21 protein-coding genes are annotated in these 23,373 nt (G+C 73.3%); 10 read left to right on the forward strand and 11 right to left on the reverse strand.

Annotated elements, in window-relative coordinates; translation table 11 throughout:
* The first annotated feature begins 563 nt into the window (after positions 1–563).
* Both AB0K43_RS24345 and AB0K43_RS24350 read left to right on the forward strand, forming a co-directional pair.
* A complete protein-coding gene (locus tag AB0K43_RS24345; protein WP_363643152.1) occupies positions 564–1,256 on the forward strand; it encodes a transglycosylase SLT domain-containing protein in 693 nt (230 codons plus the stop codon).
* Between the two features lie 422 nt (positions 1,257–1,678).
* On the forward strand, positions 1,679–3,118 hold the full coding sequence (locus AB0K43_RS24350; protein WP_363643154.1) for an AI-2E family transporter: 1,440 nt from the start codon (positions 1,679–1,681) through the stop codon (positions 3,116–3,118).
* A 79-nt stretch (positions 3,119–3,197) separates the two neighbouring features.
* Here the strand turns inward: AB0K43_RS24350 and AB0K43_RS24355 are convergent, their stop codons facing one another.
* The gene (locus AB0K43_RS24355; RefSeq protein WP_363643156.1) at positions 3,198–3,734 is read right to left on the reverse strand and encodes an alkyl hydroperoxide reductase; all 537 of its coding nucleotides are present in this window, start codon (positions 3,732–3,734) and stop codon (positions 3,198–3,200) included.
* A gap of 2 nt (positions 3,735–3,736) precedes the next feature.
* Positions 3,737–4,288 (reverse strand): peroxiredoxin, encoded by a 552-nt coding sequence (locus AB0K43_RS24360; protein ID WP_363643158.1) that lies wholly within the window; start codon positions 4,286–4,288, stop codon positions 3,737–3,739.
* 199 nt (positions 4,289–4,487) lie between these two features.
* On the opposite strand from AB0K43_RS24360, the gene AB0K43_RS24365 reads away from it, so the two are divergent.
* From AB0K43_RS24365 to AB0K43_RS24375, 3 genes are read left to right on the forward strand one after another with little or no spacing between them, the layout of a single operon-like run.
* On the forward strand, positions 4,488–5,438 hold the full coding sequence (locus tag AB0K43_RS24365; protein ID WP_363643160.1) for a LysR substrate-binding domain-containing protein: 951 nt from the start codon (positions 4,488–4,490) through the stop codon (positions 5,436–5,438).
* Between the two features lie 46 nt (positions 5,439–5,484).
* Positions 5,485–6,537 (forward strand): AAA family ATPase, encoded by a 1,053-nt coding sequence (locus AB0K43_RS24370; protein ID WP_363643162.1) that lies wholly within the window; start codon positions 5,485–5,487, stop codon positions 6,535–6,537.
* Complete coding sequence (locus tag AB0K43_RS24375) at positions 6,534–7,268, forward strand: HNH endonuclease (RefSeq protein WP_363643164.1); 735 nt, start codon at positions 6,534–6,536, stop codon at positions 7,266–7,268. The genes AB0K43_RS24370 and AB0K43_RS24375 overlap by 4 nt, the downstream gene beginning before the upstream one ends.
* Here the strand turns inward: AB0K43_RS24375 and AB0K43_RS24380 are convergent.
* From AB0K43_RS24380 to AB0K43_RS24395, 4 genes are all read right to left on the reverse strand, one after another.
* Complete coding sequence (locus AB0K43_RS24380; protein WP_363643166.1) at positions 7,251–7,769, reverse strand: hypothetical protein; 519 nt, start codon at positions 7,767–7,769, stop codon at positions 7,251–7,253. The two genes, AB0K43_RS24375 and AB0K43_RS24380, sit on opposite strands and share 18 nt — an antisense overlap.
* Positions 7,770–8,115: 346 nt before the next feature.
* Positions 8,116–9,930 carry an ATP-binding SpoIIE family protein phosphatase gene (locus tag AB0K43_RS24385; protein ID WP_363643168.1) on the reverse strand — a complete coding sequence of 605 codons (1,815 nt, stop codon included), beginning with the start codon at positions 9,928–9,930 and terminating at the stop codon, positions 8,116–8,118.
* A 39-nt stretch (positions 9,931–9,969) separates the two neighbouring features.
* Positions 9,970–10,629: a class I SAM-dependent methyltransferase gene (locus AB0K43_RS24390; RefSeq protein ID WP_363643246.1), complete on the reverse strand. Its 660-nt coding sequence runs from the start codon at positions 10,627–10,629 to the stop codon at positions 9,970–9,972.
* 543 nt (positions 10,630–11,172) lie between these two features.
* Positions 11,173–14,142 carry a BTAD domain-containing putative transcriptional regulator gene (locus tag AB0K43_RS24395; protein ID WP_363643170.1) on the reverse strand — a complete coding sequence of 990 codons (2,970 nt, stop codon included), beginning with the start codon at positions 14,140–14,142 and terminating at the stop codon, positions 11,173–11,175.
* A gap of 218 nt (positions 14,143–14,360) precedes the next feature.
* Here AB0K43_RS24395 and AB0K43_RS24400 point away from each other — a divergent pair, with 218 nt between their 5' ends.
* Positions 14,361–14,582 (forward strand): hypothetical protein, encoded by a 222-nt coding sequence (locus AB0K43_RS24400; protein ID WP_363643172.1) that lies wholly within the window; start codon positions 14,361–14,363, stop codon positions 14,580–14,582.
* Between the two features lie 127 nt (positions 14,583–14,709).
* On the opposite strand, the gene AB0K43_RS24405 is transcribed toward AB0K43_RS24400, so the two are convergent.
* Positions 14,710–16,377 (reverse strand): fumarate hydratase, encoded by a 1,668-nt coding sequence (locus tag AB0K43_RS24405; protein WP_363643174.1) that lies wholly within the window; start codon positions 16,375–16,377, stop codon positions 14,710–14,712.
* Between the two features lie 206 nt (positions 16,378–16,583).
* Here AB0K43_RS24405 and AB0K43_RS24410 point away from each other — a divergent pair, with 206 nt between their 5' ends.
* The gene (locus AB0K43_RS24410) at positions 16,584–17,264 is read left to right on the forward strand and encodes a DUF1707 domain-containing protein (RefSeq protein WP_363643248.1); all 681 of its coding nucleotides are present in this window, start codon (positions 16,584–16,586) and stop codon (positions 17,262–17,264) included.
* 342 nt (positions 17,265–17,606) lie between these two features.
* The gene (locus AB0K43_RS24415) at positions 17,607–17,912 is read left to right on the forward strand and encodes a WhiB family transcriptional regulator (RefSeq protein WP_363643250.1); all 306 of its coding nucleotides are present in this window, start codon (positions 17,607–17,609) and stop codon (positions 17,910–17,912) included.
* A gap of 60 nt (positions 17,913–17,972) precedes the next feature.
* On the opposite strand, the gene glpX is transcribed toward AB0K43_RS24415, so the two are convergent.
* Positions 17,973–19,013 carry a class II fructose-bisphosphatase gene (gene glpX / locus AB0K43_RS24420; protein WP_363643176.1) on the reverse strand — a complete coding sequence of 347 codons (1,041 nt, stop codon included), beginning with the start codon at positions 19,011–19,013 and terminating at the stop codon, positions 17,973–17,975.
* Positions 19,014–19,229: 216 nt separating this feature from the next.
* Here glpX and AB0K43_RS24425 point away from each other — a divergent pair, with 216 nt between their 5' ends.
* Positions 19,230–19,751 carry a DUF4245 domain-containing protein gene (locus tag AB0K43_RS24425; protein ID WP_363643178.1) on the forward strand — a complete coding sequence of 174 codons (522 nt, stop codon included), beginning with the start codon at positions 19,230–19,232 and terminating at the stop codon, positions 19,749–19,751.
* A gap of 91 nt (positions 19,752–19,842) precedes the next feature.
* Here AB0K43_RS24425 and AB0K43_RS24430 read toward each other — a convergent pair whose 3' ends face one another.
* The 3 genes from AB0K43_RS24430 to xseA all read right to left on the reverse strand — a co-directional run bounded on the left by AB0K43_RS24430 (position 19,843) and on the right by xseA (position 22,182).
* Positions 19,843–20,436, reverse strand: a complete 594-nt coding sequence (locus AB0K43_RS24430; RefSeq protein ID WP_363643180.1) for a malonic semialdehyde reductase — start codon at positions 20,434–20,436, stop codon at positions 19,843–19,845.
* A gap of 157 nt (positions 20,437–20,593) precedes the next feature.
* On the reverse strand, positions 20,594–20,833 hold the full coding sequence (locus tag AB0K43_RS24435) for an exodeoxyribonuclease VII small subunit (RefSeq protein ID WP_363643182.1): 240 nt from the start codon (positions 20,831–20,833) through the stop codon (positions 20,594–20,596).
* A gap of 77 nt (positions 20,834–20,910) precedes the next feature.
* On the reverse strand, positions 20,911–22,182 hold the full coding sequence (gene xseA, locus AB0K43_RS24440; RefSeq protein ID WP_363643184.1) for an exodeoxyribonuclease VII large subunit: 1,272 nt from the start codon (positions 22,180–22,182) through the stop codon (positions 20,911–20,913).
* Positions 22,183–22,321: 139 nt separating this feature from the next.
* Here xseA and AB0K43_RS24445 point away from each other — a divergent pair, with 139 nt between their 5' ends.
* Positions 22,322–23,296: a 4-hydroxy-3-methylbut-2-enyl diphosphate reductase gene (locus tag AB0K43_RS24445; RefSeq protein ID WP_363643186.1), complete on the forward strand. Its 975-nt coding sequence runs from the start codon at positions 22,322–22,324 to the stop codon at positions 23,294–23,296.
* Positions 23,297–23,373: the final 77 nt, after the last annotated feature.

A 23,373-nucleotide genomic window follows, 5' to 3' on the forward strand; every position in this document is an offset into this window, starting at 1 on the left:
GGAGAAGCTGAAGGGACACCCGCTGTTCGCCCACATCACGCTGACCCGCTCCGAGCGCTCCCCGATCGCCGCACTCGTCACCGAGATGCTGGAGGACGTCCAGCCCTGACCCTGCCGGGCGCCTCCGCGGGCGCCCCGCAGGCCGACAAATCGCCTGGATAAAATCGGACAATCCACCATCAAGGGGCCTGCCGCCGAGCGGCAGGCCCCTTCTGTGCCAACACATCTGACTGGCACTTGTCCATGGATCGGCCGAACTGGCTGCCCGCCAAGATTGTGAGATGCGCCACGCAGAGGGGAATTGCGTAGACACGGCCCGGTGCGGCATGGTGAGGGTTCTGTCAGGCCCCGCGTACGGCAGAACCGCGCTCGGCAACTCCGGTTGGCGGGCGGAAAACTGAACACCCGATGAGTCGTACGCCGCCCGATCTGTTCGCCGTTCCGAGTCTCTCGGGCCGGCGCCGGGCCAGCGCCTCCCGTGACCAGAGCAGGGGTGGAGGCCAGCGCCAAGGGGCAGATTGCGTCCGCACGGTCACGCGCGGGCGACGCTGGAAGGAAACCATGTGACTCGGATCTCGGTCCGGGGAGTCGCTGTGGCCTCTGCCACCGCGGTCACCGCTGTGGGTGCCGTCGTTGGTGCGGCTTCGGGTAGCGAGGGCAAGACCGTCTCGACGGTCGACGTCGCGAGCGCCACGCTGCTCGCCGACGTCCCCTCCGGTGACCAGGCGCAGACCGTCAGCGACAACTTCAGCCGCCAGGCGACCGCTCAGCAGGTGTCGGCCGACGCCGCGGCCAAGAAGGCCGCCGAGGAGGCCGCGCGCCAGAAGGCCGCTGCCGACGCACAGGCCAAGGCCGACGCGGAGAAGGCCGCCAAGGCCGCCGCCGAAGCCGCCGATGCGAAGCGCAAGGCGGACGAAGAGGCCGCCAACCGCGACAAGGCTCGCACCACGCTGGCCGCCGTCAGCCCGGGCTCCGTCCAGGAGATGGCGCTCCAGATCATCGGCGACGACGCCCAGTTCCAGTGCTTCAGCCAGATCGTGAAGCGCGAGAGCGGCTGGAACTACACGGCCACCAACGCCTCCTCCGGCGCGTACGGCCTGGTCCAGGCGCTGCCCGGGTCCAAGATGGCCTCGGCGGGTGCCGACTGGCGCACCAACCCCGCGACCCAGATCAAGTGGGGCCTGAACTACATGAACGACCGTTACGGCAGCCCTTGCGGTGCCTGGTCGTTCTGGCAGTCGCACCACTGGTACTAGGCGCTCCGCCGGCCCCTGCGGCCGGCCCGCAGCGCACCGAGAGCCCCCGACCGCCCGCGGTCGGGGGCTCTCGCCGTGCCGCGAGGCTGCGGCTGGAAGCGGGCCGCGCCGCCCGGGCGGCGCTGACCAGTGCGCTCGCGGGCGGTGCGGTCCTGGTGCGGACGCGGGGAGCACGGAGAGGGTCCTGGTGTCTCCGGCCCCGGCCGGTCCGCGGACAGTTGGTCGGTGGTACCGGTCTCCTCCCCACTCTCCTTGGTATGAAACCAGACAGTTCGTACCTGTTCGACCCGGTTTCGACGGGGCGCGCGGCCGGCGCGGAAGCCGGGCCCCGCTCACTGCGGGCGCCCCGGCCGGGTAGCGTCGTCCCGGACGATCGTGCGGGACGACGGCGCGGTGACCGAGCGGGGAGCAGGGGAGCTGGGATGGCGCGGGACTCGAAGGCGTGGAAGGCGTTGGCCAAGGCCGGTGCGGTGACCGCCGGCGTGCTAGCGGCGGTCGAGCGCCGCCGCCGGGCCGCCGCTGCGGAGGCCGCCGCGGAGGCCGCCCTGGTGGCGGCGGCCGCGCTCGGCGAACTGCGGACCCTGGAGGCGGTCCACCACCCGCTGCCGCTGGTCGAGCCGGCGGTGGACGGGGCGCGGGCCGAGCCGGCGGCGGAGGACAGCGGGCGGATCCCACCGCCCCGCCCGGCCGAGCACCGGCCCCGGGTCACGCAGGTCCGGGCCTCCCCGCCCGGGCGCCCGGCCAGCCCGGTGGAGGCGGTGCCGTGGGGGCTGCGGGTGGCGGCCGAGTCGACCTGGCGGCTGCTGCTGCTCGGGGTCGCGCTGTACGTGCTGTTCCGGGTGGTCGACATGCTCCGGCTGGTCGCCTTCGCGGTGCTCGCCGCCCTGCTGATCTCGGCGCTGCTGGAGCCCACGGTCTCCTGGCTGCGGCGGCTCGGGGTGCCGCGTTCGCTGGCGGCGGCGGGCACCTTCCTGAGCGGGCTGGCCGGCATCGGTCTGGTCGGCTGGTTCGTGGTCTGGCAGGTGAGCACCAACCTGGAGTCGGTCACCGGCAAGGTCCAGGCGGGCGTCAACCAGCTCCGGGACTGGCTGGTGGACGGGCCGCTGCACCTGACGCAGCAGCAGATCGAGGACTTCGCCCGGCAGATCTCGGCCGCCATCGGCACCAACTCGGAGCAGATCACCTCGGCCGGCTTCACCGGGGTGACGATCGCGGTCGAGGTGCTCACCGGGGTGGTGCTGGCGGCCTTCACCACCTTCTTCCTGCTCTACGACGGCGCCCGGATCTGGGGCTGGGCGCTGCGCGGCCTGCCCAGCCGCTCCCGGTACGCGATGGCGGGGGCCGGACCGAAGGCCTGGGCCACGCTGACCGCGTACGTCCGCGGCACCGTCTTCGTGGCCTTCATCGACGCGCTCTGCATCGGCATCGGCATCCAGCTGCTGGGTGTGCCGCTGGCGATGCCGCTGGCCGTGATCATCTTCCTGGGGGCCTTCGTGCCGCTGGTCGGCGCGCTGGTCACCGGGACGATCGCGGTGCTGATCGCGATGGTGACGGTGAACCCCTTCACCGCGCTGATGGTGCTGGTGGTGCTGGTCGCGGTGCAGCAGATCGAGGGGCACATCCTGCAGCCGCTGATCCTCGGCCGGGCGGTCCGGGTCCACCCGCTGGGTGTGGTGCTGGGGGTCGCGGCCGGCTCGATCGTCGGCGGGATCGCCGGGGCGATCGTGGCGGTGCCGCTGATCGCCGTCACCAACACGGTGGTCGGGCACCTGCGCCGGCGGAACGCGGCCGGCCTGGAGGTCTTCGTGGCACTGGAGGCCGCCCGTGAGGCGGCGGAGGCGGAGAGCGCCGCCACCGCCTGAGCCGGAATCCCGCTGCCCCGGCACGACGAGGGGCCCCGCCGTCGTCCGGCGGGGCCCCTCGGGTGTGACGGGGTGCGACTCAGAGCGCGGCCAGCACGGCCTCGGAGTCGAGGGTGGCGGCGACCGCCTGGAGCACGGCGGCGATCTTCATCGAGGCCTGGATGACCTCGCGCTCGACACCGGCCTTGCGCAGCACGGCCTCGTGCGAGTCGAGGCACTGGCCGCAGCCGTTGATCGCGGAGACCGCGAAGCACCACAGCTCGAAGTCGGCCTTCTCGACGCCCGGGGTGCCGATGATGTTCATCCGCAGGCCGGCCCGCATGCTGCTGTACTCCTTGTCGGAGAGCAGGTGCAGGGTCCGGTAGTAGACGTTGTTCATCCCCATGACGGCGGCGGCGCCCTTGGCGGCGTTGTACGCCTCCGGCTTGAGGTTCGCCTTGGCCTCGGGCTCCAGCTCGCGCAGCACGGCGGGGGAGCGGGTGGCCATCGCGCAGGCCAGCACGGTGCCCCAGAGCTGCTGGGCGGGGAGGTCGGAGTTGCCGATGACCGCGCTCAGGTTGAGCTTGAGGTCCTTGGCGTAGTCCGGGAGGGCGGCCTTCAGTTCGTCGAGGGCCATGGTCAGCCGGCCAGCAGGGCCTGGGCGTCGAGGGTGTCCTCGCCCTTGGTCCAGTTGCAGGGGCACAGCTCGTCGGTCTGCAGGGCGTCCAGCACCCGCAGGACCTCCTTGGGGTTACGGCCGACGGAGCCGGCGGTCACCATGACGAACTGGATCTCGTTGTTCGGGTCCACGATGAAGACGGCGCGCTGGGCGGTGCCGTCCTCGGCCTCGACGCCGCAGGCCTGCATCAGCTCGTGCTTGACGTCGGCCAGCATCGGGAAGGGCAGGTCGCGCAGGTCCTTGTGGTCCTTGCGCCAGGCGTGGTGGACGAACTCCGAGTCGCCGGAGACGCCGAGGATCTGGGCGTCACGGTCGGCGAACTCCTCGTTCAGCTTGCCGAACGCGGCGATCTCGGTCGGGCAGACGAAGGTGAAGTCCATCGGCCAGAAGAACACCACGCGCCACTTGCCCTCGTAGGACTTGTGGTTGAGGTCGGCGAAGGCGCTCGCGGGGTCGAGGTCGACGCAGGCCTTGAGGTCGAACTCGGGGAACTTGTCACCGATCGTGAGCACGTTCACTTCTCCTGGTGTGAGAAATCGAGGGAATTTCGTCCGATCTGCCTATGATTCGACGGGTTCGGACAGGGTCCAGGGTTACACAGCGGGCACTGATCAGGGAAATAGCTAGACTCGATGCATCTGATCGGAGAGAGCTATCAGTACTCATCACCCCGCCGGCCGCACGGACCGTTCCCGCAAACCTGATCCCGGTGTGTCGATCCCCACAGCGCGCCCGCCCCGCGCTCCCACCGTCGCCCAGCTGCGGTCCTTCCTGGCGGTGGCCGAGCACCGGCACTTCCGGGACGCCGCGGCGGCCATCGGCGCCAGCCAGCCGGCCCTGTCCGGCGCGGTGGCCGCGCTGGAGGAGGCTCTCGGGGCGCAGCTGGTGGAGCGTACGACACGGAGGGTCATCATCACTCCGCTGGGGGAGCGCGTTGCCGGGCATGCGCGCCTGGTGCTGTCCTCGTTGCACGCGCTGACCGAGGAGGTGGAGGCGGCCCGCCGACCGTTCACCGGGCCGCTGCAGCTCGGGGTGATCCCGACCGTCGCCCCGTACCTGCTGCCCGTGGTGCTCCGGCTGGTCCGCGACAGCTACCCCGATCTCGAACTGCACGTCCACGAGGAGCGCACCCCCTCGCTGCTCGAGGGGCTGGCCGGCGGCCGGCTGGATCTGCTGCTGCTGGCCCTGCCCGCCGGCGGCTCGGCGCCGACCCGGGACATCCCGCTCTTCGACGAGGACTTCGTCCTGGTCACCCCGCCCGACCACGAGCTGGCCGGGCAGGTGGACGTCCCCCGGGACGTGCTGCTGGACCTGGACGTGCTGCTGCTGGAGGAGGGCCACTGCCTGCGCGACCAGGCGCTGGACATCTGCCGGGAGATCGGCGCCGACCCGCGGGGCGGCTCCACCCGCGCCGCGGGGCTGTCCACCCTGGTCCAGCTGGTGGTCGGCGGCCTGGGCGTCACCCTGCTGCCGGCCACCGCGCTGGAGGTGGAGGCCGGCCGGACCGACCGGCTGGCCGCGGTCCGCTTCGCCGATCCGGCGCCCGGCCGGCGGATCGGCCTCGCCACCCGGGCGGGTTCGGCCCGCTCCGCCGAGTACGACCGCTTCGCCGACGAACTGCGACAGGTGCTGCGGGAGCTTCCGGTGCGCATCGTGGAGTGATCCACCGGGCATACCTGGAACGGTGGTTCGAGCCTGAGGGGGTGCCGTGGACGTCTCCCGGATCAAGGTGTCCGGCCTGAAGTGCTTCAGCGGTCCGCGTGAGGTCGACCTCGACCTGGCCCGGCCGGACGGCACGGCGGCCGGCTGGACGGTACTGGCCGGGCCCAACGGCTCCGGCAAGAGCACCTTGCTGCAGGCCGTCGCCCTGGCGCTCGGCGCCCACCCGGCGGTGCCGGTGGAGCGCTGGCTGGCCGTCGGCAGCCCGGCCGGCTCGGTGGAGCTCAACGGGGGAGCGGCCTGGCGGATCGTCGGGGCCGCCGGCGCCGCGCCCCGGGCCGAGCGGACCGGCCCGCCCTCGGCCCGGCACCGCTGGTTCGGCCCCGTCGCCCGCCCGGCCCCCGCCGGGATCCAGGGCGCCGCCGCCGCCCTGGTCGAGGACGGCCTGCTGCCGGACGGCTGGCGGCTCGCCGCCACGGGGCCGGACGGCCCCTGGGTGGAGCGCGCGGGCCTGGCCCTGCCGCTCGCCGAACTCGGCGACGGCGTCGCGCGGCTGGTCACCCTGGTCGCCGAGCTCTCCGCGATCACCCGCCGGACCAGGCCCGAGTACGTGGACGGCCGGCCCACCCTGCCGGTCCGCGCCACCGTGCTGATCGACGACGTCGACGCCCACCTGCACCCGGCCTGGCAGCAGCGGGTCGGTGGCTGGCTCACCGCGCACTTCCCCCAGGTTCAGTTCATCGTGGCCACCCACAGCCCGTACGTCTGCCAGGCCGCCGACCCGGGCGCGCTGATCCGGCTGGCCGGGCCCGAGGAGGAGCCCGCCCCGCCGCGGCTGCTGGGCGAGGACCTGCACCAGCGGATCCTCTACGGCAGCGGCGACGACACCGCGCTCTCCGAGCTGTTCGGCCTCGCCAGCGCCTACTCGGCGAACGCGGAGGCCGAGCGCCGGCTGCTGGTGCGCCTGGAGCGCAAGCTCTACGCCGGCGACGCCTCCGCCGCCGAGCTGGCCGAGTACCGCGAGCTCGGCGCCAAGCTGAACAGCTCGCTCACCGCGCGGGCCGACGAGGCCACCGCCCGGCTGCTCGGCCGGGACCGGTGATCCCGCTCCAGCGGCCGCCGCTTCGGCCCGCGCTGCTGGCCGAACTCACCCGCCGCACCGAGGCGATCCGCTCGACCGGGCCGAACACCGCGGTCGGCCGGGCGGCCTGGCGCGGCGCCCGCCAGCCCAAGGCCCAGCTGCGGCTGCTGCTCCGCCAGATGGCCCCCGGCCTGGAGCGGTGCATGTACTGCGGGGACAACCTCGGCACCGACATCGACCACTTCGAGCCGATCGCCCGGGCCCCGCTGCGCACCTTCGACTGGCAGAACCACCTGCTCGCCTGCGCCCACTGCAACAGCAACCACAAGCGCGACCGCTTCCCCTGCGACCCGGTCACCGGTGCCCACCTGCTGGTCGACCCGTCCCGCGAGGACCCGGCCGACCACCTGCTGCTCTACCTGGAGTCCGGCGCGTACGACCCGCTCACCGCCAAGGGCGAGGCGACCATCGACGTGTTCGCGCTCAACGCCAGGGCGGAGCTGGTGCGCGGGCGGCGGATGATGTTCACCGTGGTGAAGGCGGTGCTCCAGGCCTGGCACCGCAGCCACCTGGAGGGGGCCCCGGCCCGGGCCGGTGAGTACCTGGACGCGCTCCGGCTGCTCCACCACGCCGATGTGCTCCGCGCGGTGCTGCGGCTGCGGGGCCGGCCCGAGCTGGCCGAGGCCGTGCTCGGGCCCGAGGTGCTCCTCGCCCTGGAGCAGCTGGCCAAGGTGTCACGGGAGTTCGGCTGAGTCGTGGCCGGGCACCGGCGCGACCGCGGTGTCCTCCAGCGGGGCGGGCGGCATCGGGACCGTCCCGGCCGCCCGCAGGGTGTTGCGGGTGAGCAGCCAGGCGGCGCCCAGCCCGGCCGCCCCGGCGAGCAGGCAGAGGTAGTCCGGGGCGCCCGCCCAGACGGCGGCCGCCGCCATCCCCACCCCGAGGCACAGGTGCGCGAGGCTGACCACCAGGACGGCGAAGGCCGCCGGCAGCAGCGGCCCGCTCGGTGCGGCTGTGTGCATCTCGGCCTCGATGCTCAGGCCGGTGGTGAGGCCGAGGTGGACGGCGACCTTCGCCGCGTCGGCGTCGGCCCGCTCCGGGTGGTCGGGGTGATCGGTGTGGTCCGGGTGACCCGAGTGACCCGGATGACCCGGGTGACCGGAGTGACCCAAGTGACCCGGGTGACCGTAGTGGCAGGGGTGCTCCGCGTGCTCCGCGTGCGCCGTGGGTCGGGCGTGCTCGGCCTGCTCGGGCACGGGGTGGTGCTCCGGGCACGGCCGGTGGGGGCAGGGGGCGTCCGGCTCGCCGGATCCGGCCCCGTCGGCTGCGTCGGCTGCTCGGCTCACGCTGGCTCCAGTCCTCGGCGCTCCACGTTCCCGTCGGTACGGCAGGGTGGACCGTCATGCCGGCGTCGGTTCGTACCGGATCGTTGCCTGGTGGATACCCCTCGGAGGGCGAATCGTGCACCGCGCCGGGCAGGAAACGCGCGCCGTCGGGCGCCGGATCGCGAGGGGCCGCCGACACACCGCCGGTGTGACGCCTCGTCAGGCCGGCGCACTCCGGCGCGCGACCGGCCTTGCGCGCCCCCGCACGCCCCGGCCGCTACGGCAGCCGCTGCTCGAACCAGACGACCTTGCCCGCGCCCAGCCGGGTCGCACCCCAGCGGTCCGCGCACCGGGCCACGATCTGCAGCCCGCGCCCGCGCTCGTCCTGCGGGCCGGCCCGGCGCGGACGCGGCAGGGCCGCGTTGTCGTCGCCGACCTCGCAGCGCAGCAGCGAGGTGCGCACCAGCCGGAGCGTCACCGGCCGGGTGGCGTGCTGGATCGCATTGGTCACCAGCTCGCTGACCATCAGTTCGGTGCTCTCCGCCAGCCCCTCCAGCCCCCAGCGCCGCAGCGCGTGCGAGGCCAGCCGGCGGGCCCGGCTGGGCGTCTCGTGCCGTGGCTGGAGGAACCAGTAGGCCACGTCCTCGGCCGGGATGCCGTCGAAGGCGGCGGCCAGCAGCGCGATGTCGTCGCCGCGGTCGCCCGCCGGCAGGATCCGCAGCGCCTCCTGGCACAGGTGCTCGGGGGAGTGCCGGTGGGCGCCGGCCAGCCGGCTGCGCAGCAGCTCCAGCCCGGTGCTCAACGGGCGCCGCCGGGTCTCCACCAGGCCGTCGGTGAACAGCAGCAGGGCCGAGCCGGGCGGGGCCGGCAGCTCCACCGAGGAGAAGTCCACCCCGCCGACGCCGATCGGCGCCCCCGGCGGCAGGTCCAGCAGTTCGCTGCGGCCGTCCGGCTGGACCAGCACCGGCGGCACGTGGCCGGCGTTGGCCAGCACCACCCGGTTGGCGATCGGGTCGTAGACCGCGTACACGCAGGTGGCCAGGTGCTGCTCCTGGCCGAGCCGTTGGGCCTGCTCGTCCAGGTGGTACAGCACCTCGTGCGGCGGCAGGTCGAGGCCGGCCAGGGTCTGGGCGCTGGTGCGCAGCTGGCCCATGATCGCCGCGGAGGTGAGCGAGTGGCCCATCACGTCACCGACGATCAGCGCCACCCGGTTGCCGGGCAGCGGGATCGAGTCGTACCAGTCACCGCCGACCTGCGCGCCGCTCTCGCCGGGCAGGTAGCGGTGCGCCAGCCGGACCCCGTGCGGCTGGGGCAGGTGGGTGGGCAGCATCGAGCGCTGCAGCTCGTCGGCGATCTCCCACTCCCGGGAGTACCGCAGCGCGGTGTCCACCGCCAGCCCGCCCTGGGTGGCCAGGTGGCTCGCGGTGGCGGTGTCGGCGGCGTCGTAATCGGCCGGCAGGTCCTGCGCAGGGCGGCGGATCAGCAGCAGCATGCCGAGGACGGCCTGACGGCCCCGCAGCGGCAGCGCCAGCAGCGCCGTCCCGGGGCGCAGCCGCCCCAGCGCGCGGGCGCCCAGCAGCTCGGCCAGCAGCGGGTGCTGACGGGTGGCGTCCGGGGCGCCCAGCACCACCGGGCCGGCCGTCGCGGGGCGGGCCAGCGCCTGCGCGAGCGGGCCCTGCGGGCCGACCGGGCGCGGCCCGCCGCCGCGGCCGAGCCGGGTGCCCGAGGTGTGGTGGACCAGCAGCGCGGCCGGCACCCCGGGGTCGCGCTCCACGTCGGGCAGCGGATCGCGCAGCAGCACCACGGCGGCGTCCGCCAGCGCGGGCACCAGCACCCGGCCGAGGTCGCGCAGGGTGGCGGGCAGGTCGAGCGAGCTGTTGATCCGGCGGGCGGCGCCGTCCAGGTAGGCGAGCCGCTCGGCCAGCCGGAGGCGGTCGGCCGGGCCCTGCGGAGGTTCGGGCGGAGCCTGCGGAGGTTCGGGCGGGCCGTCCGGGTGCCCGGGTGGGCCGTCGGGATGGCCGGGTGGCGGTGGGTGCCGCTGGACGGGAACGGCCGGCGGCTGCGCCGCCCTGGGGGTGAGATGGTCGCGCACGGGCCGCCCGTTCTTGAGGTGTCGAGGAGGAGGGACTGGTCAGCTGACTCGCCGGCAGCGCAGGAACAGCTGCTCCTCGGGAGGCAGGGTGGTGCTGGCCGGCGCGTACGGATGGCCGGAACCGGACTCCACCGAGAAGCCGGCCCCGGCGAGGGTGCGGGCGAGGTCCTCCCGCAGGTAGCCGCTGATCCTCAACTCGTGCCCGAGGAAGGGGAGCGGGGCGTTGTCCAGGTCCGCCTCCACCATGCCGAGCGCCAGCAGCCCGCCGGGGCGGAGCAGGTCGCGGATCCGGCCGAGCACCACCGGTATCTCGTCCTGCGGGAGCAGGATCAGCGAGAAGAACGCGGTGGCCGCGGCGAAGCTCCTGGCCGCGGCGGGGCCGAGCTCCGGCACGCCCCAGGCCCGGACGGCCTGCGGGGTGGCCAGATCGTACATGTCGACCTGGTGGAACCGGGCCTGCGGGACGGCCTGCCGGGCCAGGGCCAGCATCCCGTCGGAGAGGTCGGCGGCGGTCATGCTCAGCCCGCCGTCGGCCAGTTGGCGCAGGGTCGGCTCTCCGGTGCCGCAGCCGATGTCCAGCACCCGGGCGCCCGGCTCGAGTTCGCCCAGCAGCCACTCGCCGCACGCCAGCTGGCCGGACCTGGCCGGGAAGGCCTCGTTGTAGCGGGCGCCGATGGCGTCGAAGGCCAGGGCCTGCAGGGCGCGCTCGGCGCGGCGCCGGCAGAGCCGTGCGTGCGCACGGGCCTCGGGGGTCGTGGAGGAGGGGCCGCGGCCCTGGGCGGGGTCGGATATCTGTCCGGTCGTCACGATTCGCAAGGCACCTTTCCACCCTGGCCGCCGACCGGCCGACTGCCCTGCCCGCGGCGGCCGTCACGCTCCCCGTGTCCACTGCTTCGTACCGGTCCGCGCGGACCGGCGGTGTGTGCACCGGCCTTCGAGAATATGCGTGATCACTGCGCCATGGGGTCCCTTTTTGGCCAACTCGTGGCCGGTGGGGCGAATTCGCCCCGGTACCGGAAGCATTCGGGTGCGGGCGGGGTGGTGCGGCCACCGGCCGCACGCCGCATGGCGCGCGCTCCTACCACCCGTGACCTGCGAGGACGTCGGAATGGCCGGACGTTTATCGAATGTCAATCGAGCCCTGGCAGAGTTCGGTGCAGCGCCGGGGAAGCGCCGAGCGTTCCCGCAGCCGGGGGGCTGCGGGAACGCGGACGCTGGGGGGACGACCCGCCGGGGGACGGGTCACGGCGCGGGGGGTGGGAAGGGCTCGGTGTGCTGTTGCGCGTCGATGAGGCTCTGCACGGGGAGAGCCTCTGGCACACCGAGCCGGGTGAAGACCGAGTGCGCCTCCTGGAGACACGCCAGCCCACGCGCGGGCTGACCGAGCTTCAGGAGCGCCTCGCCCAGGGCGGCGTTGGCCAGGCCCTGGCAGTAGGAGGCGTCGATCTCCTGCGCGATGGACAGTGACTCCTCGGCCGCCTCGGCCGCCTCCGGGTACTGCGAGTCGCCGATCAGGCAGGCCGCCAGCCGGGAGAGCGAGTAGCCCTCCCAGAGCCGGTGCTGCTGCGACTGGTAGAGCTGGTGCGCCTCGCGCAGGTGCCCGGCGGCCTCGCCGGGGGCTCCGGTGGTCCGCAGCACCACACCGAGCTGGTACAGGGTGTCCGCGAGGCAGGGGATGTTCCCCGAGGCCCGGGCCGCGGTCACGGCGGCCGCCGCGGACTCGGCCGCCGCGTCGTGCTGCCCGAGGTCGAGATGGGCCCGGGCGATGTTGCCGAGCAGCCGCGCCTCGTCGATGGTGGCACCGAGACTGCGGCTGATCGCGTGCGCCTGCTGGAAGAACGGCAGCGCCTCGGCCGAGCGGTGGGCGATGTTCAGCACGATGGCGAGCATGTTGGCGACCGACACCCGGAGCTGGGTGATGTCCGCGGCGCCCTGGAGCTCCAGGCTCCGGCGGAACGAGGCCTCCGCCGCCTGGAACTCGCCGGCCAGGTAGTGCAGGAAGCCGAGCGCGAACTGGATCCGGGCCACCGCCGCGGCGTCCCGGTGCGACTTGGCGTTCGCCTCGGCGGCCTCCAGCGCCACCCGGATCCGCTGGCCGTGCGTCGGGTCCTCGACGATCGTCCGCAGCACGATGAACAGGTCGACGGCGGGCCGCAGGAGTTCCAGCGGCTGCTGGACGGCCGCCTCCACGCTGCTCAGCACCAGGGCGAGCTCGGCACGCAGCCACGCCTGCGCGGCCGTGCTGTCCACCAGCCGCAGACCGGTCGAGGTGGCGCAGTGCAGCGGCTCCGGCAGCTCGTCGTCGGGCTCGATCACCCGCGCCGCGTTCTGCATGGTGGCGAGCAACAGGTCCAGCAGCCGCAGCAGGGCCGCCTGCTGCTCCTCGGTGTCCTCGGCCTTCTCGTTCTGCCGCTGGGCGAACAGCCGCAGCAGGTCGTGGTAGCGGTAGCGGCCCGGGGTGAAGCACTCCAGCATGTTCGCCTCGACCAGCGCCTCCGCGAGCGCCTCGGCCCGGGGCTCGTCCACGCCGAGCAGCGCCGCGACGGCGGACAGCGGCAGATCGGGCGAGTCGACCACCGACAGGAGCCGGAAGGTGCGGGCCTCCTCGGGCCGCAGCTGGGCGTAGCCGAGGCCGATGGTGGTCTCCACGGCCAGGTTGCCGAGCTGCAGCTCCTGCAGCCGGTGCCGCTGGTCCGCTAACCGACGGGCCAGGTCGGAGACGCTCCAGCGGGGCCGGCCGGCCAGCCGGGCGGCGGCGATGCGGACCGCGAGCGGCAGGAAGCCGCAGGCGGTGACGACCGCGAGGGCGGCCTCGGGCTCGGCCGAGACCCGCTGGTCGCCGACGATGCTGGAGAACAGCGCGAGCGCCTCGTCCGGCGTCAGCTCCTCGACGTCCACCAGGTGGGCACCGGGGATCTCGGCGAGCCGGGAGCGGCTGGTGACCAGCACGGCGCTGCCGGACACGCCGGGGATCAGCGGGGTCAGTTGGCGGGCGTCCTTGGCGTTGTCGAGCAGGATCAGCATCCGCCGCTCGGCCAGCAGCGAGCGGTACAGGGCGGCCCGCTGGTCGAGGGTGTCCGGGGTCTCCAGCACGCCCAGCGCGTAGAGGAAGTCGCCGAGCACCACGGCCGGGTCGGCCGGGGAGGCGCTGGCGCCGCGCAGGTCCACGTACAGCTGCCCGTCCGGGAACGCGGGCCGGACCCCGTGGGCCACGTGGACCGCGAGCGTGGTCTTGCCGACCCCGCCGATGCCGGCCAGCGAGGTGACCACCACGGCTTGGCCCGAGCCGCTGCGCAGCACGTCCCGCAGCTCGCTGACCAGCTTGCTGCGGCCGCTGAAGTCGGAGACGTCGGCCGGGAGCTGAGCGGGCGGCAGGAAGCCGGCGGCCTCCGGGTCGGGGGCCGCGCTGGCCGGGCTCGGCAGCAGCGCGGGGTCGGCGGCCAGGATGCGCGAGTGCATGGTCGCCAGGCCGGCGCCGGGCTCGACCCCGAGCTCGTCGATCAGCAGCCGGCGGGTGTCCGCGTACACGCCCAGGGACTCGGCCTGGCGGCCGCAGCGGTAGAGCGCGAGCATCAGCAGCTCGCGCAGCCGCTCGCGCAGCGGGTGCTCGGCGGCGAGCGAGCTCAACTCCGCGATGACCTCGGCGTGGTGGCCGATCTCGATGGCCGTGGCGCAGCGCTCCTCCTCGGCGTTGATCTGCCGCTCGGAGAGGCGGTTGCGCTGGCTCTCGGCGTACGGCCCGGGCAGGCCGGCCAGCGGGCGGCCGCTCCACAGCGACAGCGCGGAGACCAGCAGCCGATGGGACTCGCGGGGATCGCCCGCCGTCTTTGCCGCGCCCGCCTCGGCAAAGGCGTGGTCGAATACCTCCAGATCGAGTGATTTCGGCGCAATCCGCAACGCATAGCCGTCGCTGACCGAAACCAGAACCTCTGCGGGTTTGCGGACTTCTCGACCGGGCTCGATCACCGTGCGAAGTCGGGACACATATGTCCGGAGCGCGGCCACCGCCTGGGGCGGCGGACGGTCCCCCCAGAGCCCGTCGACCAGCTCCTGGGTGGTCACCGGGCGGCCGTGGTTGAGCAGCAGTGCGGCCAGTACGGCCTGCTGCTGCGGCGACCCGAGCGCGAGCGGGCGGTCACCGCGCCAGGCGTGCAAGGGGCCGAGCACCCGGAAGCGCAGCGCGTCGGCGTGCGGCTTCTCCTGAAGCTCCATGAGATCCCCCGTTGGTTTTGGTGATGTTCCCCGAGCGAGATGCTCGTCGATCCGCAGAGAGGCGACAGCTTAAGGTGCGGCGCGCAAACGTTGGAGAAGAGGACAAGGCGCGTGGTGTTTATAAGACATTTAGCGGCCTCTACGATACTGTCCGGGCGCCCCGGCCGTGCCGGTCGGGCCGGGCTGAGATCTGATGAAGCGAAAGGCGGCCCAACCTCATGGCCGAGAACGAGACCACGACCACGGCTCCCGTCGTTGCCGAGAACGCGCCGGTCGAGCACGCCCTGAACACCGTGGACCCGCAGCCGCTGCTGGAGGTCCTCGACGGGCTGGCCGAGGACGAGCCCGCCCCCGTGGCCGAGGAGCAGGCTCCGCAGACCGCCGGGCGCAAGCCGGGCGAGATCTTCGAGCCGATGGGGAACGTCTCCAACCACCCGTAGTCGCAGGGCTGCTGACGAACTGCCCCGCTCGCACGTGCGAGCGGGGCAGTTCCTGTGTGCGGGGCGACCGTTGCTTGTTACTCCGGGGAGCGACCGTGTCTGTTGCTCCGCGGAGCGTCTGTGCCTGTTACTCCGCGGAGCGGACGCGCAGGCTGGTGATCAGCGGCCCGTCGGTGACCTCGGCGAAGAAGTCGTTGCCCTTGTCGTCGACGACGACGAAGGCCGGGAAGTCCTCGACCTCGATCCGCCAGACCGCCTCCATGCCCAGCTCGGGGTACTCCAGCACCTCGACCTTCTTGATGCAGTCCTGGGCGAGCCGGGCCGCCGGGCCGCCGATCGAGCCGAGGTAGAAGCCGCCGTGCTCGGCGCAGGCCTTGGTGACCTGCTTGGAGCGGTTGCCCTTGGCGAGCATGACCATCGAGCCGCCGGCCGCCTGGAACTGGTCGACGTAGGAGTCCATCCGCCCGGCCGTGGTGGGGCCGAAGGAGCCGGAGGCGAAGCCCTCGGGGGTCTTGGCGGGGCCGGCGTAGTAGACCGGGTGGTCCTTCAGGTACTGGGGCATGCCCTCGCCGCGGTCGAGCCGCTCCTTGATCTTGGCGTGCGCGATGTCGCGGGCCACCACCAGGGTGCCGCTGAGCGAGAGCCGGGTCTTGACCGGGTACTTGGACAGCTGCGCCCGGATGTCGGACATCGGCTGGTTCAGGTCCACCCGGACCACCTCGTCGTCGAGGTGCTCGTCGGTGGTGTCCGGCAGGTACTTGGCCGGGTCGGTCTCCAGCTGCTCCAGGAAGACGCCCTCGGCGGTGATCTTGCCCAGCGCCTGGCGGTCGGCCGAGCAGGAGACGGCCATCGCGACCGGCAGCGAGGCGCCGTGCCGCGGCAGCCGGATCACCCGCACGTCGTGGCAGAAGTACTTGCCGCCGAACTGCGCGCCGATGCCGATCTTCTGGGTTAGCTCGGTGACCTTGGCCTCCAGCTCCAGGTCACGGAAGCCGTGCCCGGTGGCGGCGTCACCGGAGGTGGGCAGCTCGTCCAGGTAGTGCGCCGAGGCGTACTTGGCGGTCTTCAGGGCGAACTCGGCGCTGGTGCCGCCGACCACGATCGCCAGGTGGTACGGCGGGCAGGCCGCGGTGCCCAGCGAGCGGATCTTCTGCTCCAGGAAGGCCAGCATCGAGTCCTCGTTGAGGATCGCCTTGGTCTCCTGGTACAGGTACGACTTGTTGGCGCTGCCGCCGCCCTTGGCCATGAAGAGGAACTTGTACGCGCCGCCGTCGGTGGCGTACAGCTCGATCTGCGCCGGCAGGTTGTTGCCGGTGTTCTTCTCGTCCCACATGGTGACCGGGGCCATCTGCGAGTACCGCAGGTTGAGCTGGGTGTACGCGTCGAAGACGCCGCGCGCGATGGCGGCCTCGTCGCCGCCCTCGGTCAGCACGTTCTGGCCGCGCTTGCCCATCACGATCGCGGTGCCGGTGTCCTGGCACATCGGCAGGATGCCGCCGGCCGAGATGTTGACGTTCTTCAGCAGGTCCAGCGCCACGAAGCGGTCGTTCGGGCTGGCCTCCGGGTCGTCCAGGATGCGGCGCAGCTGGGCCAGGTGGGCCGGGCGCAGGTAGTGCGAGATGTCGTGCATCGCTTCGGCGGTCAGCCGCCGCAGGGCCTCCGGCTCGACCTGGAGGAAGGTGCGCCCGTTCGCCTCGAAGGTGGAGACGCCCTCCGAGGTGATCTTGCGGTACGGCGTGGGGTCGGCACCGATCGGGAGCAGGTCACGGTAGGCGAACTCTGGCGTGGCGGCCATGGGGAGGTCCTCAAGTCTTTCGGCTGCGTCGACGAAGCACCCTCCAGGGTAGGCGCAGCACCCCGGCGGCCCGCGCGAAGGTCAGCCTGCGTGACGGGAGTCACGCGGACCGAATGAAACTCTCGTTCGGGGGCGGCCGCAATGGCTAGTCTTTCCCCGTGGACAACTCGCCGTCGCAGGACGCCCAGGGGCACGAGCCCGTACCCATGACGAAGGCCGGGGCCACGCCCTCGGCCCGCCCCGAGGCGGCCCCGGTCGCCGAGGCCGAGCTGCGCGCCTCGGACGCCGACCGCGAGCAGGTCGCCGAGCTGCTGCGGGACGCCTACGCGGAGGGCCGGCTCTCGGTGGAGGAGCACTCCGAGCGGATCGAGGCGGCGTACAACGCCAAGACCTTCGGCGAGCTGACCCCGCTGACCAGGGACTTGCCGGCGCACGGGCGGATCTCGATGGAGAAGGCCCCGATCGGGGTCCCGCAGCCGGCCCGCGCCCCCCAGGCCCCGGCCCGGACGGAGTCGCCCTCGATGGTGGCGGTCTTCGGCGGGGCCAGCCGCAAGGGCCGCTGGCGGGTGGGGTCGCAGCTGCGCGCGATCGCCGTGTTCGGCGGGGTGGAGATCGACCTGACCGACGCGGTCTTCGAGTCGCCGGAGGTGGTGATCGAGGTCACCGCGATCTTCGGCGGGGTGGAGATCAAGGTGCCGGAGAACGTCAGCCTGCACGGCGGCGGGGTCGGCATCTTCGGCGGTTTCGACGTCAAGGAGCAGACCTCGGCCGACCCGTACGCCCCGGTGGTGCGGGTGAAGGGCGCGGCGGTGTTCGGCGGCTGCGAGGCGCGGCCGCGCCGGGGCAAGAAGCTCAAGGAGTGGGTGCGCAAGCAGCTGGACGGCTGACGGCGCCCGTCCGTGGGCCGCGCTCGGCGCCAACTGGCCGGTTGGCACCGGGCGTTGCGTCGAGTGCAGTCCGTGGTCGGTTGCGTGCGGTGTGCATGAATCGGGCGGTGGCGGGGTAGTTCCTCACGCACATCGTTCCTGTAAGGCTGTGATCCCGGGCGTCGGCGTGCCGATGCCGCGGCGGGGTGAGCGCGGGGCAGCCGGGCAGGGATGCGAGCCTTCCCCCCGAGTCTTGAGCCTGGTCAGGAGTACGCCGTGCTGCATCCGATCGAGTCCAGTGCCCCCGGTGCCGTCGCCGCCCGCCGCAGTCCGTCGGGTGCGGCGCCGCAGCAGCCCGGCCACCTGGACGACAATCCCTGGCACACCGGTGCGGCCTGCCGCAGCGACGAGGCGGGGCTGTTCTTCGCGCCCTCCAAGGAGCCGACGGCCGCCCGGCTGGCCCGGGAGGAGCACGCGAAGCGGGTCTGTGCCCGCTGCCCGGTGCTGCTGGAGTGCCGGGAGCACGCGCTGGCCCAGCCGGAGCCGTACGGCGTGTGGGGCGGGCTGACGGCGGCCGAGCGCCGGGTCGTGCTGAGCCGGCGCCGGCGCCGGGACGGCGAGCTGCGCGAGGTGCGCCGGGTCGGGGTGGAGCGCCGGATAGCCGGCTGAACGTGCCTGCGGCGGCCGCCCGGTGCACCGGGGGCCGCCGCAACTGTGCGCCGGGAGCCGTCAGTTGGCCCGGTCGAAGTCGATCGCGCTGTACGCCCGCAGCTTGGAGAGCTTGTGGGTGGAGTCGATCTGGCGGATCGTGCCGCTCTTGGAGCGCATCACCAGCGAGCTGGTGGTGGCGGTCTCCTGGCGGTAGTGGACGCCGCGCAGCAGCTCGCCGTCGGTGATGCCGGTGGCGACGAAGAACACGTTCTCGCCGCTGACCAGGTCGTCGGTGCTGAGCACCCGGTCCAGGTCGTGGCCGGCGTCCAGGGCCTTGCGCTTCTCGGCCTCGTCCTTGGGCCACAGCCGGCCCTGGATGACGCCGCCCATGCACTTCATGGCACAGGCCGCGATGATGCCCTCGGGGGTGCCGCCGATGCCCATCAGCAGGTCGACGCCGGTGCCCTCGCGGGCGGCCATGATGGCGCCGGCCACGTCGCCGTCGGAGATGAACTTGATCCGGGCGCCGGCCTCGCGGATCTCCTTGACCAGGCCGTCGTGGCGCGGGCGGTCCAGGACCACCACGGTGACGTCCTCGACGGCGCTGCCCTTGGCCTTGGCGACCCGGCGGATGTTCACCGCCGCGGGGGCGGTGATGTCGACGAAGTCGGCGGCCTCGGGCCCGGCCACCAGCTTGTCCATGTAGAAGACCGCGCTGGGGTCGAACATGGTGCCGCGGTCGGCGACCGCGAGCACGGCCACCGCGTTGCCCATGCCCTTGGCGGTCAGCGTGGTGCCGTCCACCGGGTCCACGGCGACGTCGCACTCGGCGCCGGTGCCGTCGCCGACCCGCTCGCCGTTGTAGAGCATCGGGGCCTCGTCCTTCTCGCCTTCCCCGATGACGACGACGCCGTTCATCGAGACGGTCGAGACGAGGGTGCGCATGGCCTTGACTGCCGCGCCGTCGGCACCGTTCTTGTCGCCCCGGCCGACCCAGCGGCCGGCCGCCATGGCGGCGGCCTCGGTGACCCGGACGAGCTCCAGCGCGAGGTTCCGGTCGGGAGCCTCGGGGGCCACCTCCAGGGCGCTGGGCAGGTTGTGCGAGAACTGCGTGGTCATCGTCGTTACCTCTCTGTACGCGACGGCCAGTGAGCGCTCGACTACTGCCTGCGTCGAACGCCGTGGTGAGGGTGGTGCGATCGTATCTGCCCCCCGGACGGGTGTCTGTGGCGCACCTCCCGCCCACCTGCGGCTACGGACGGTTTCGGGCCGTGCGGGCCGCTCACGGGCACCCCGGGTGCCGGTGACGCGCCCGCGATGGGTCACCATGTGGGGGTGGCAGGCAAGAGCAGCATGAGAAGCCGGCAGTCGGTGCGGGACATGGTCCTGTCGATGCTGGCCGTCGGTGGCGTGGTGACCGTGGGGTACCTCTTCGTACCGCACTCGGCGGGCGACGGGGTGCACGTGGTGGACTACCACACGGCGCTGGCCTCGGCGAAGCGCGCGGCCCCGTACCCGGTGCTCGGCCCGCAGGGGCTGCCGGAGCGCTGGCGGGCCACCTCGGTCGACTACCGCAAGGACAAGAACGGCCACAACGTCTGGCACCTGGGCTTCGTCACCCCCACCGGCGAGTACGCGGCGGTCGAGCAGAGCAACGCGACCAAGGCCGACGTGCTGGCGGCCGCGGTGCCGGGCGGCGCGGCGGACGGCAGCGCCCCGGTGGCCGGCCAGGACTGGGAGCGGTACCAGGGTGAGCGCTACCGCGGGCTGACCCGGCAGGACGGCGCCGCCACCACCGTGGTGGCCGGCAGCGCCTCGTACGAGGAGCTCGCGCAGCTGGCGCAGGCGCTCCGCTAGGCCGCCGCCCGGCGGCCCGGCTGCGTCCGGCGCCGCATGCGCGGAAGGGCCCCCGGAAGCCGGAGGCCCTTCTCGCGCTTCGGTGCCGCACTCAGACCGTGGTGACGACCTCGTCGTAGGCCAGGCGCGGGGAGCGCGGGTACCAGGCGTCCTCGCCCGGCTTGCCGATGTTGATCACGGTGACGACCGAGTGGTCGCCGTCCGCGAAGAACTCCTTGTTGATGCCCGCGGCGTCGTAGCCGAGCATCGGGCCGGCGGCCAGGCCGGCGGCGCGGACGCCGATGATGAAGTAGGCCGCCTGCAGGGTGGCGTTCATCGCGGCCGAGGCCTCACGGGCCGGGCGCTCGGCGAAGACGACGTCCTTGGCCTGCGGGAAGTGCGGGAACAGGGTGGGGAGCTCGTGGTGGAACTCGTTGTCCTGGGCCAGGATGGCGACCAGCGGGGCCGCGGCGGTCTTGGCCTTGTTGCCGTCCGACATCAGGTTCACCAGGCGCTCGCGGGCCTCGGGGCTGCGCACCAGCGTGATCCGCAGCGGCTGCTGGTTCATCGCGGTCGGGGCGTACTTGACCAGGTCGTAGATGGCCTGGATCTGCTCGTCGCTCACCGGCTCGTCGGTGAAGGTGTTGGCGGTGCGGGCCTCACGGAAGAGCAGGTCCTGGGCGGCGGCGTCGAGAGCCAGAGTCATGGCGGGTCACCTTGTCACGGGGGGAGTTCGGGGGAAGCGTCACGGCGCGGGGTGCCGATCGGTAGTCCACAACAGTCTGTGAATGTTAAACAATTCCTCCGCCGCGATGTGATCCGGGTCACTGCTCCGGTTCACCGGTCCGGTGCACCGATCCGGGTCACTCCGGATCGGCCGGGCCCTCCTCCACCGCCAGCGCCGCGTCCAGCCTCGCCCGGGCGCCGTCCAGCCAGCGCTGGCAGACCTTGGCCAGCTCCTCGCCGCGCTCCCACAGGGCCAGCGACTCCTCCAGCGGGATGCCGCCGCCCTCCAGCCGGCGCACCACCTCCAGCAGCGCGTCCCGCGCCTGCTCGTAGCCCAGGCTGTCGTCGGCGCCGACCGTGCTCTGCTGATCTGCCATGGCGCCAGCGTAGGGCCTGCCGCCGACAGACCCCGGGCGCCACCTCCCCGGCCGCCACCTCCCCGGCCGCCCGCCGGTCAGTCCTGCCCGTCGGCGTCCTGCCCGCGGGTGGCCTGCTCGTCGCCGACCCGCCCGCCGGCGTCCTGCGCGCGGGTGACCTCGAAGGCGCCCGCGGCCACCCGGGCGTGCAGCCGCTCGCCCGCCGCCACCCCGGCCGGATCCGTCACCACCATGCCGTCCGCCCGCTGCAGCACCGCGTAGCCGCGCTCCAGGGTGGCCAGCGGCGACAGCGCCACCACCCGCGCGAGGGTGTGCCCGAGATCCGTCTGGGCGTGGTCCAGCCGGTGCCCCAGCACCCGTCGCGAGCGCTCCAGCAGCGCCCTCACCTCCGCCGCCGGGCCCTCCACCAGCCGGTGCGGCGCGGCCAGCACCGGGCGGCTGCGCACCCCCTCCAGGCCGGCCTGCTCCCGCTCGACCCGGCCGGTGATGTGCCGCCGGGCCCGGTCGCGCAGCTGGTGCACCCGGGCCAGCTCCTCGCCGACGTCCGGCACCACCCGCTTGGCCGCATCGGTCGGGGTGGCGGCCCGCAGGTCGGCGACGAAGTCCAGCAGCGGCTGGTCCGGCTCGTGGCCGATCGCGCTGACCACCGGGGTGCGGGCGGCCGCCACGGTACGGATCAGCTCCTCGTCCGAGAACGGCAGCAGGTCCTCGACGCTGCCGCCGCCCCGGGCGACGACGATCACGTCCACCTCCGCCAGCGCGTCCAGCTCGCGGACGGCCGCGGCCACCTGCCCGGCCGCGCTGGGGCCCTGCACCAGCACGTTGCGCACCTCGAAGCGGACCGCCGGCCAGCGCCGCCGGGCCACCTCCAGCACATCCCGCTCGGCGGCCGAACCGCGGCCGGTGACCAGCCCGATCCGGTGCGGCAGGAAGGGCAGCGGGCGCTTGCGGTCGGCCGCGAACAGCCCCTCGCCGGCCAGTCGCTTCTTCAGCTGTTCCAGCCGGGCCAGCAGCTCGCCCAGCCCGATCGGCCGGATCTCGGCGGCCCGCAGCGACAGCGACCCGCGCGCCGTGTACCACTCGGCCTTGGCGTGCACCAGTACCCGGGAGCCCTCCTGCACCACCTCGGCGACCTGGTCGAAGACCGACCGGAAGCAGGTGACGGTCAGTGAGACGTCCCGGTCCGGGTCACGCAGCGTCAGGAACACCATCCCGGCCCCCGGTCGCCGGTTGAGCTGCGCGATCTGCCCCTCGACCCACACCTCCCCCAGCCGGTCGATCCAGCCGCCGATCAGCGCGGAGACCTTGCCGACCGGGATCGGCGCTTCGGGGGAGCTGGAATTGGCCATACCCACGAGGCTAGCGCCGCCCACCCACACCGCCGGGCGGCCCTCACCGGCCGGCCGGGGCCACCCCCTGCGCGACCCGCTCCACGCCCGACGGGCCACGCGCGTGGGGCCGGCACCGCATCGCCCGTACGATGGAGCCATGTCCACCACTGCTCAGCGCCGTGTCCTGCTCGCCGCCCCCCGGGGCTACTGCGCGGGCGTCGACCGCGCCGTGATCGCCGTGGAGAAGGCCCTGGAGCAGTACGGGGCACCGATCTACGTCCGCAAGCAGATCGTCCACAACAAGTACGTCGTGCAGACCCTGGAGAAGCAGGGCGCGATCTTCGTCGACGAGACGGAGGAGGTGCCCGAGGGCGCGATCGTGGTCTTCTCGGCCCACGGCGTCGCGCCGTCCGTGCACGACGAGGCCAAGGCCGGCAAGCTCGCCACCATCGACGCCACCTGCCCGCTGGTGACCAAGGTGCACAAGGAAGCCGTCCGCTTCGCCGACGAGGACTACGACATCCTGCTGGTCGGCCACGAGGGCCACGAAGAGGTCGTCGGCACCATGGGCGAGGCCCCGGACCGGATCCACCTGGTCGACGGCGCCGAGGACGTGGCCAACGTCGTGGTCCGGGACGAGTCCAAGGTCGTCTGGCTCTCCCAGACCACTCTTTCGGTGGACGAGACCATGGCCACCGTCGGCGAGCTGAAGAAGCGCTTCCCGCTGCTGGTCAGCCCGCCCAGCGACGACATCTGCTACGCCACCCAGAACCGCCAGGTGGTGGTCAAGCAGATCGCCCCCGAGACCGACCTGCTGATCGTCGTCGGCTCCAAGAACTCCTCCAACTCGGTCCGCCTGGTCGAGGTCGGTCTGGAGTACGGCGCCAAGGCCGCCCACCTGGTCGACTTCGCCGACGAGATCGACGAGGCCTGGCTGGAGGGCGTCACCACGGTCGGCCTGACCAGCGGCGCCTCGGTGCCCGAGATCCTGGTCGAGGGCGTGCTCGGCTACCTGGCCGAGCGCGGCTACGCCGATGTGCAGACCGTCAAGACCGCCGAGGAGCACCTGCAGTTCTCGCTGCCCAAGGAGCTCCGCCGCGACCTGCGCGCCGAGGCCGCCGGCAAGCTCTGACCCCGCTCGTCGACGCCCGGGGCCCGCTACGGGTCCCGGGCGTCGTGCTGCCCGGGCCGGGGTATCAGCAGGCGGGG

The organism is Kitasatospora sp. NPDC049258 (assembly GCF_040678895.1).
GTDB lineage: Bacteria > Actinomycetota > Actinomycetes > Streptomycetales > Streptomycetaceae > Kitasatospora.

What these genes read in the sequence shown, in the direction of transcription:
- AB0K43_RS24435 (WP_363643182.1), bottom strand. Translation starts at nt 20,833, where the DNA reads ATGGCAGATCAGCAGAGCACGGTCGGCGCCGACGACAGCCTGGGCTAC.
- AB0K43_RS24430 (WP_363643180.1), bottom strand. Translation starts at nt 20,436, where the DNA reads ATGACTCTGGCTCTCGACGCCGCCGCCCAGGACCTGCTCTTCCGTGAG.
- xseA (WP_363643184.1), bottom strand. Translation starts at nt 22,182, where the DNA reads ATGGCCAATTCCAGCTCCCCCGAAGCGCCGATCCCGGTCGGCAAGGTC.
- glpX (WP_363643176.1), bottom strand. Translation starts at nt 19,013, where the DNA reads ATGACCACGCAGTTCTCGCACAACCTGCCCAGCGCCCTGGAGGTGGCC.
- AB0K43_RS24395 (WP_363643170.1), bottom strand. Translation starts at nt 14,142, where the DNA reads ATGGAGCTTCAGGAGAAGCCGCACGCCGACGCGCTGCGCTTCCGGGTG.
- AB0K43_RS24445 (WP_363643186.1), top strand. Translation starts at nt 22,322, where the DNA reads ATGTCCACCACTGCTCAGCGCCGTGTCCTGCTCGCCGCCCCCCGGGGC.
- AB0K43_RS24400 (WP_363643172.1), top strand. Translation starts at nt 14,361, where the DNA reads ATGGCCGAGAACGAGACCACGACCACGGCTCCCGTCGTTGCCGAGAAC.
- AB0K43_RS24405 (WP_363643174.1), bottom strand. Translation starts at nt 16,377, where the DNA reads ATGGCCGCCACGCCAGAGTTCGCCTACCGTGACCTGCTCCCGATCGGT.
- AB0K43_RS24410 (WP_363643248.1), top strand. Translation starts at nt 16,584, where the DNA reads ATGACGAAGGCCGGGGCCACGCCCTCGGCCCGCCCCGAGGCGGCCCCG.
- AB0K43_RS24350 (WP_363643154.1), top strand. Translation starts at nt 1,679, where the DNA reads ATGGCGCGGGACTCGAAGGCGTGGAAGGCGTTGGCCAAGGCCGGTGCG.
- AB0K43_RS24355 (WP_363643156.1), bottom strand. Translation starts at nt 3,734, where the DNA reads ATGGCCCTCGACGAACTGAAGGCCGCCCTCCCGGACTACGCCAAGGAC.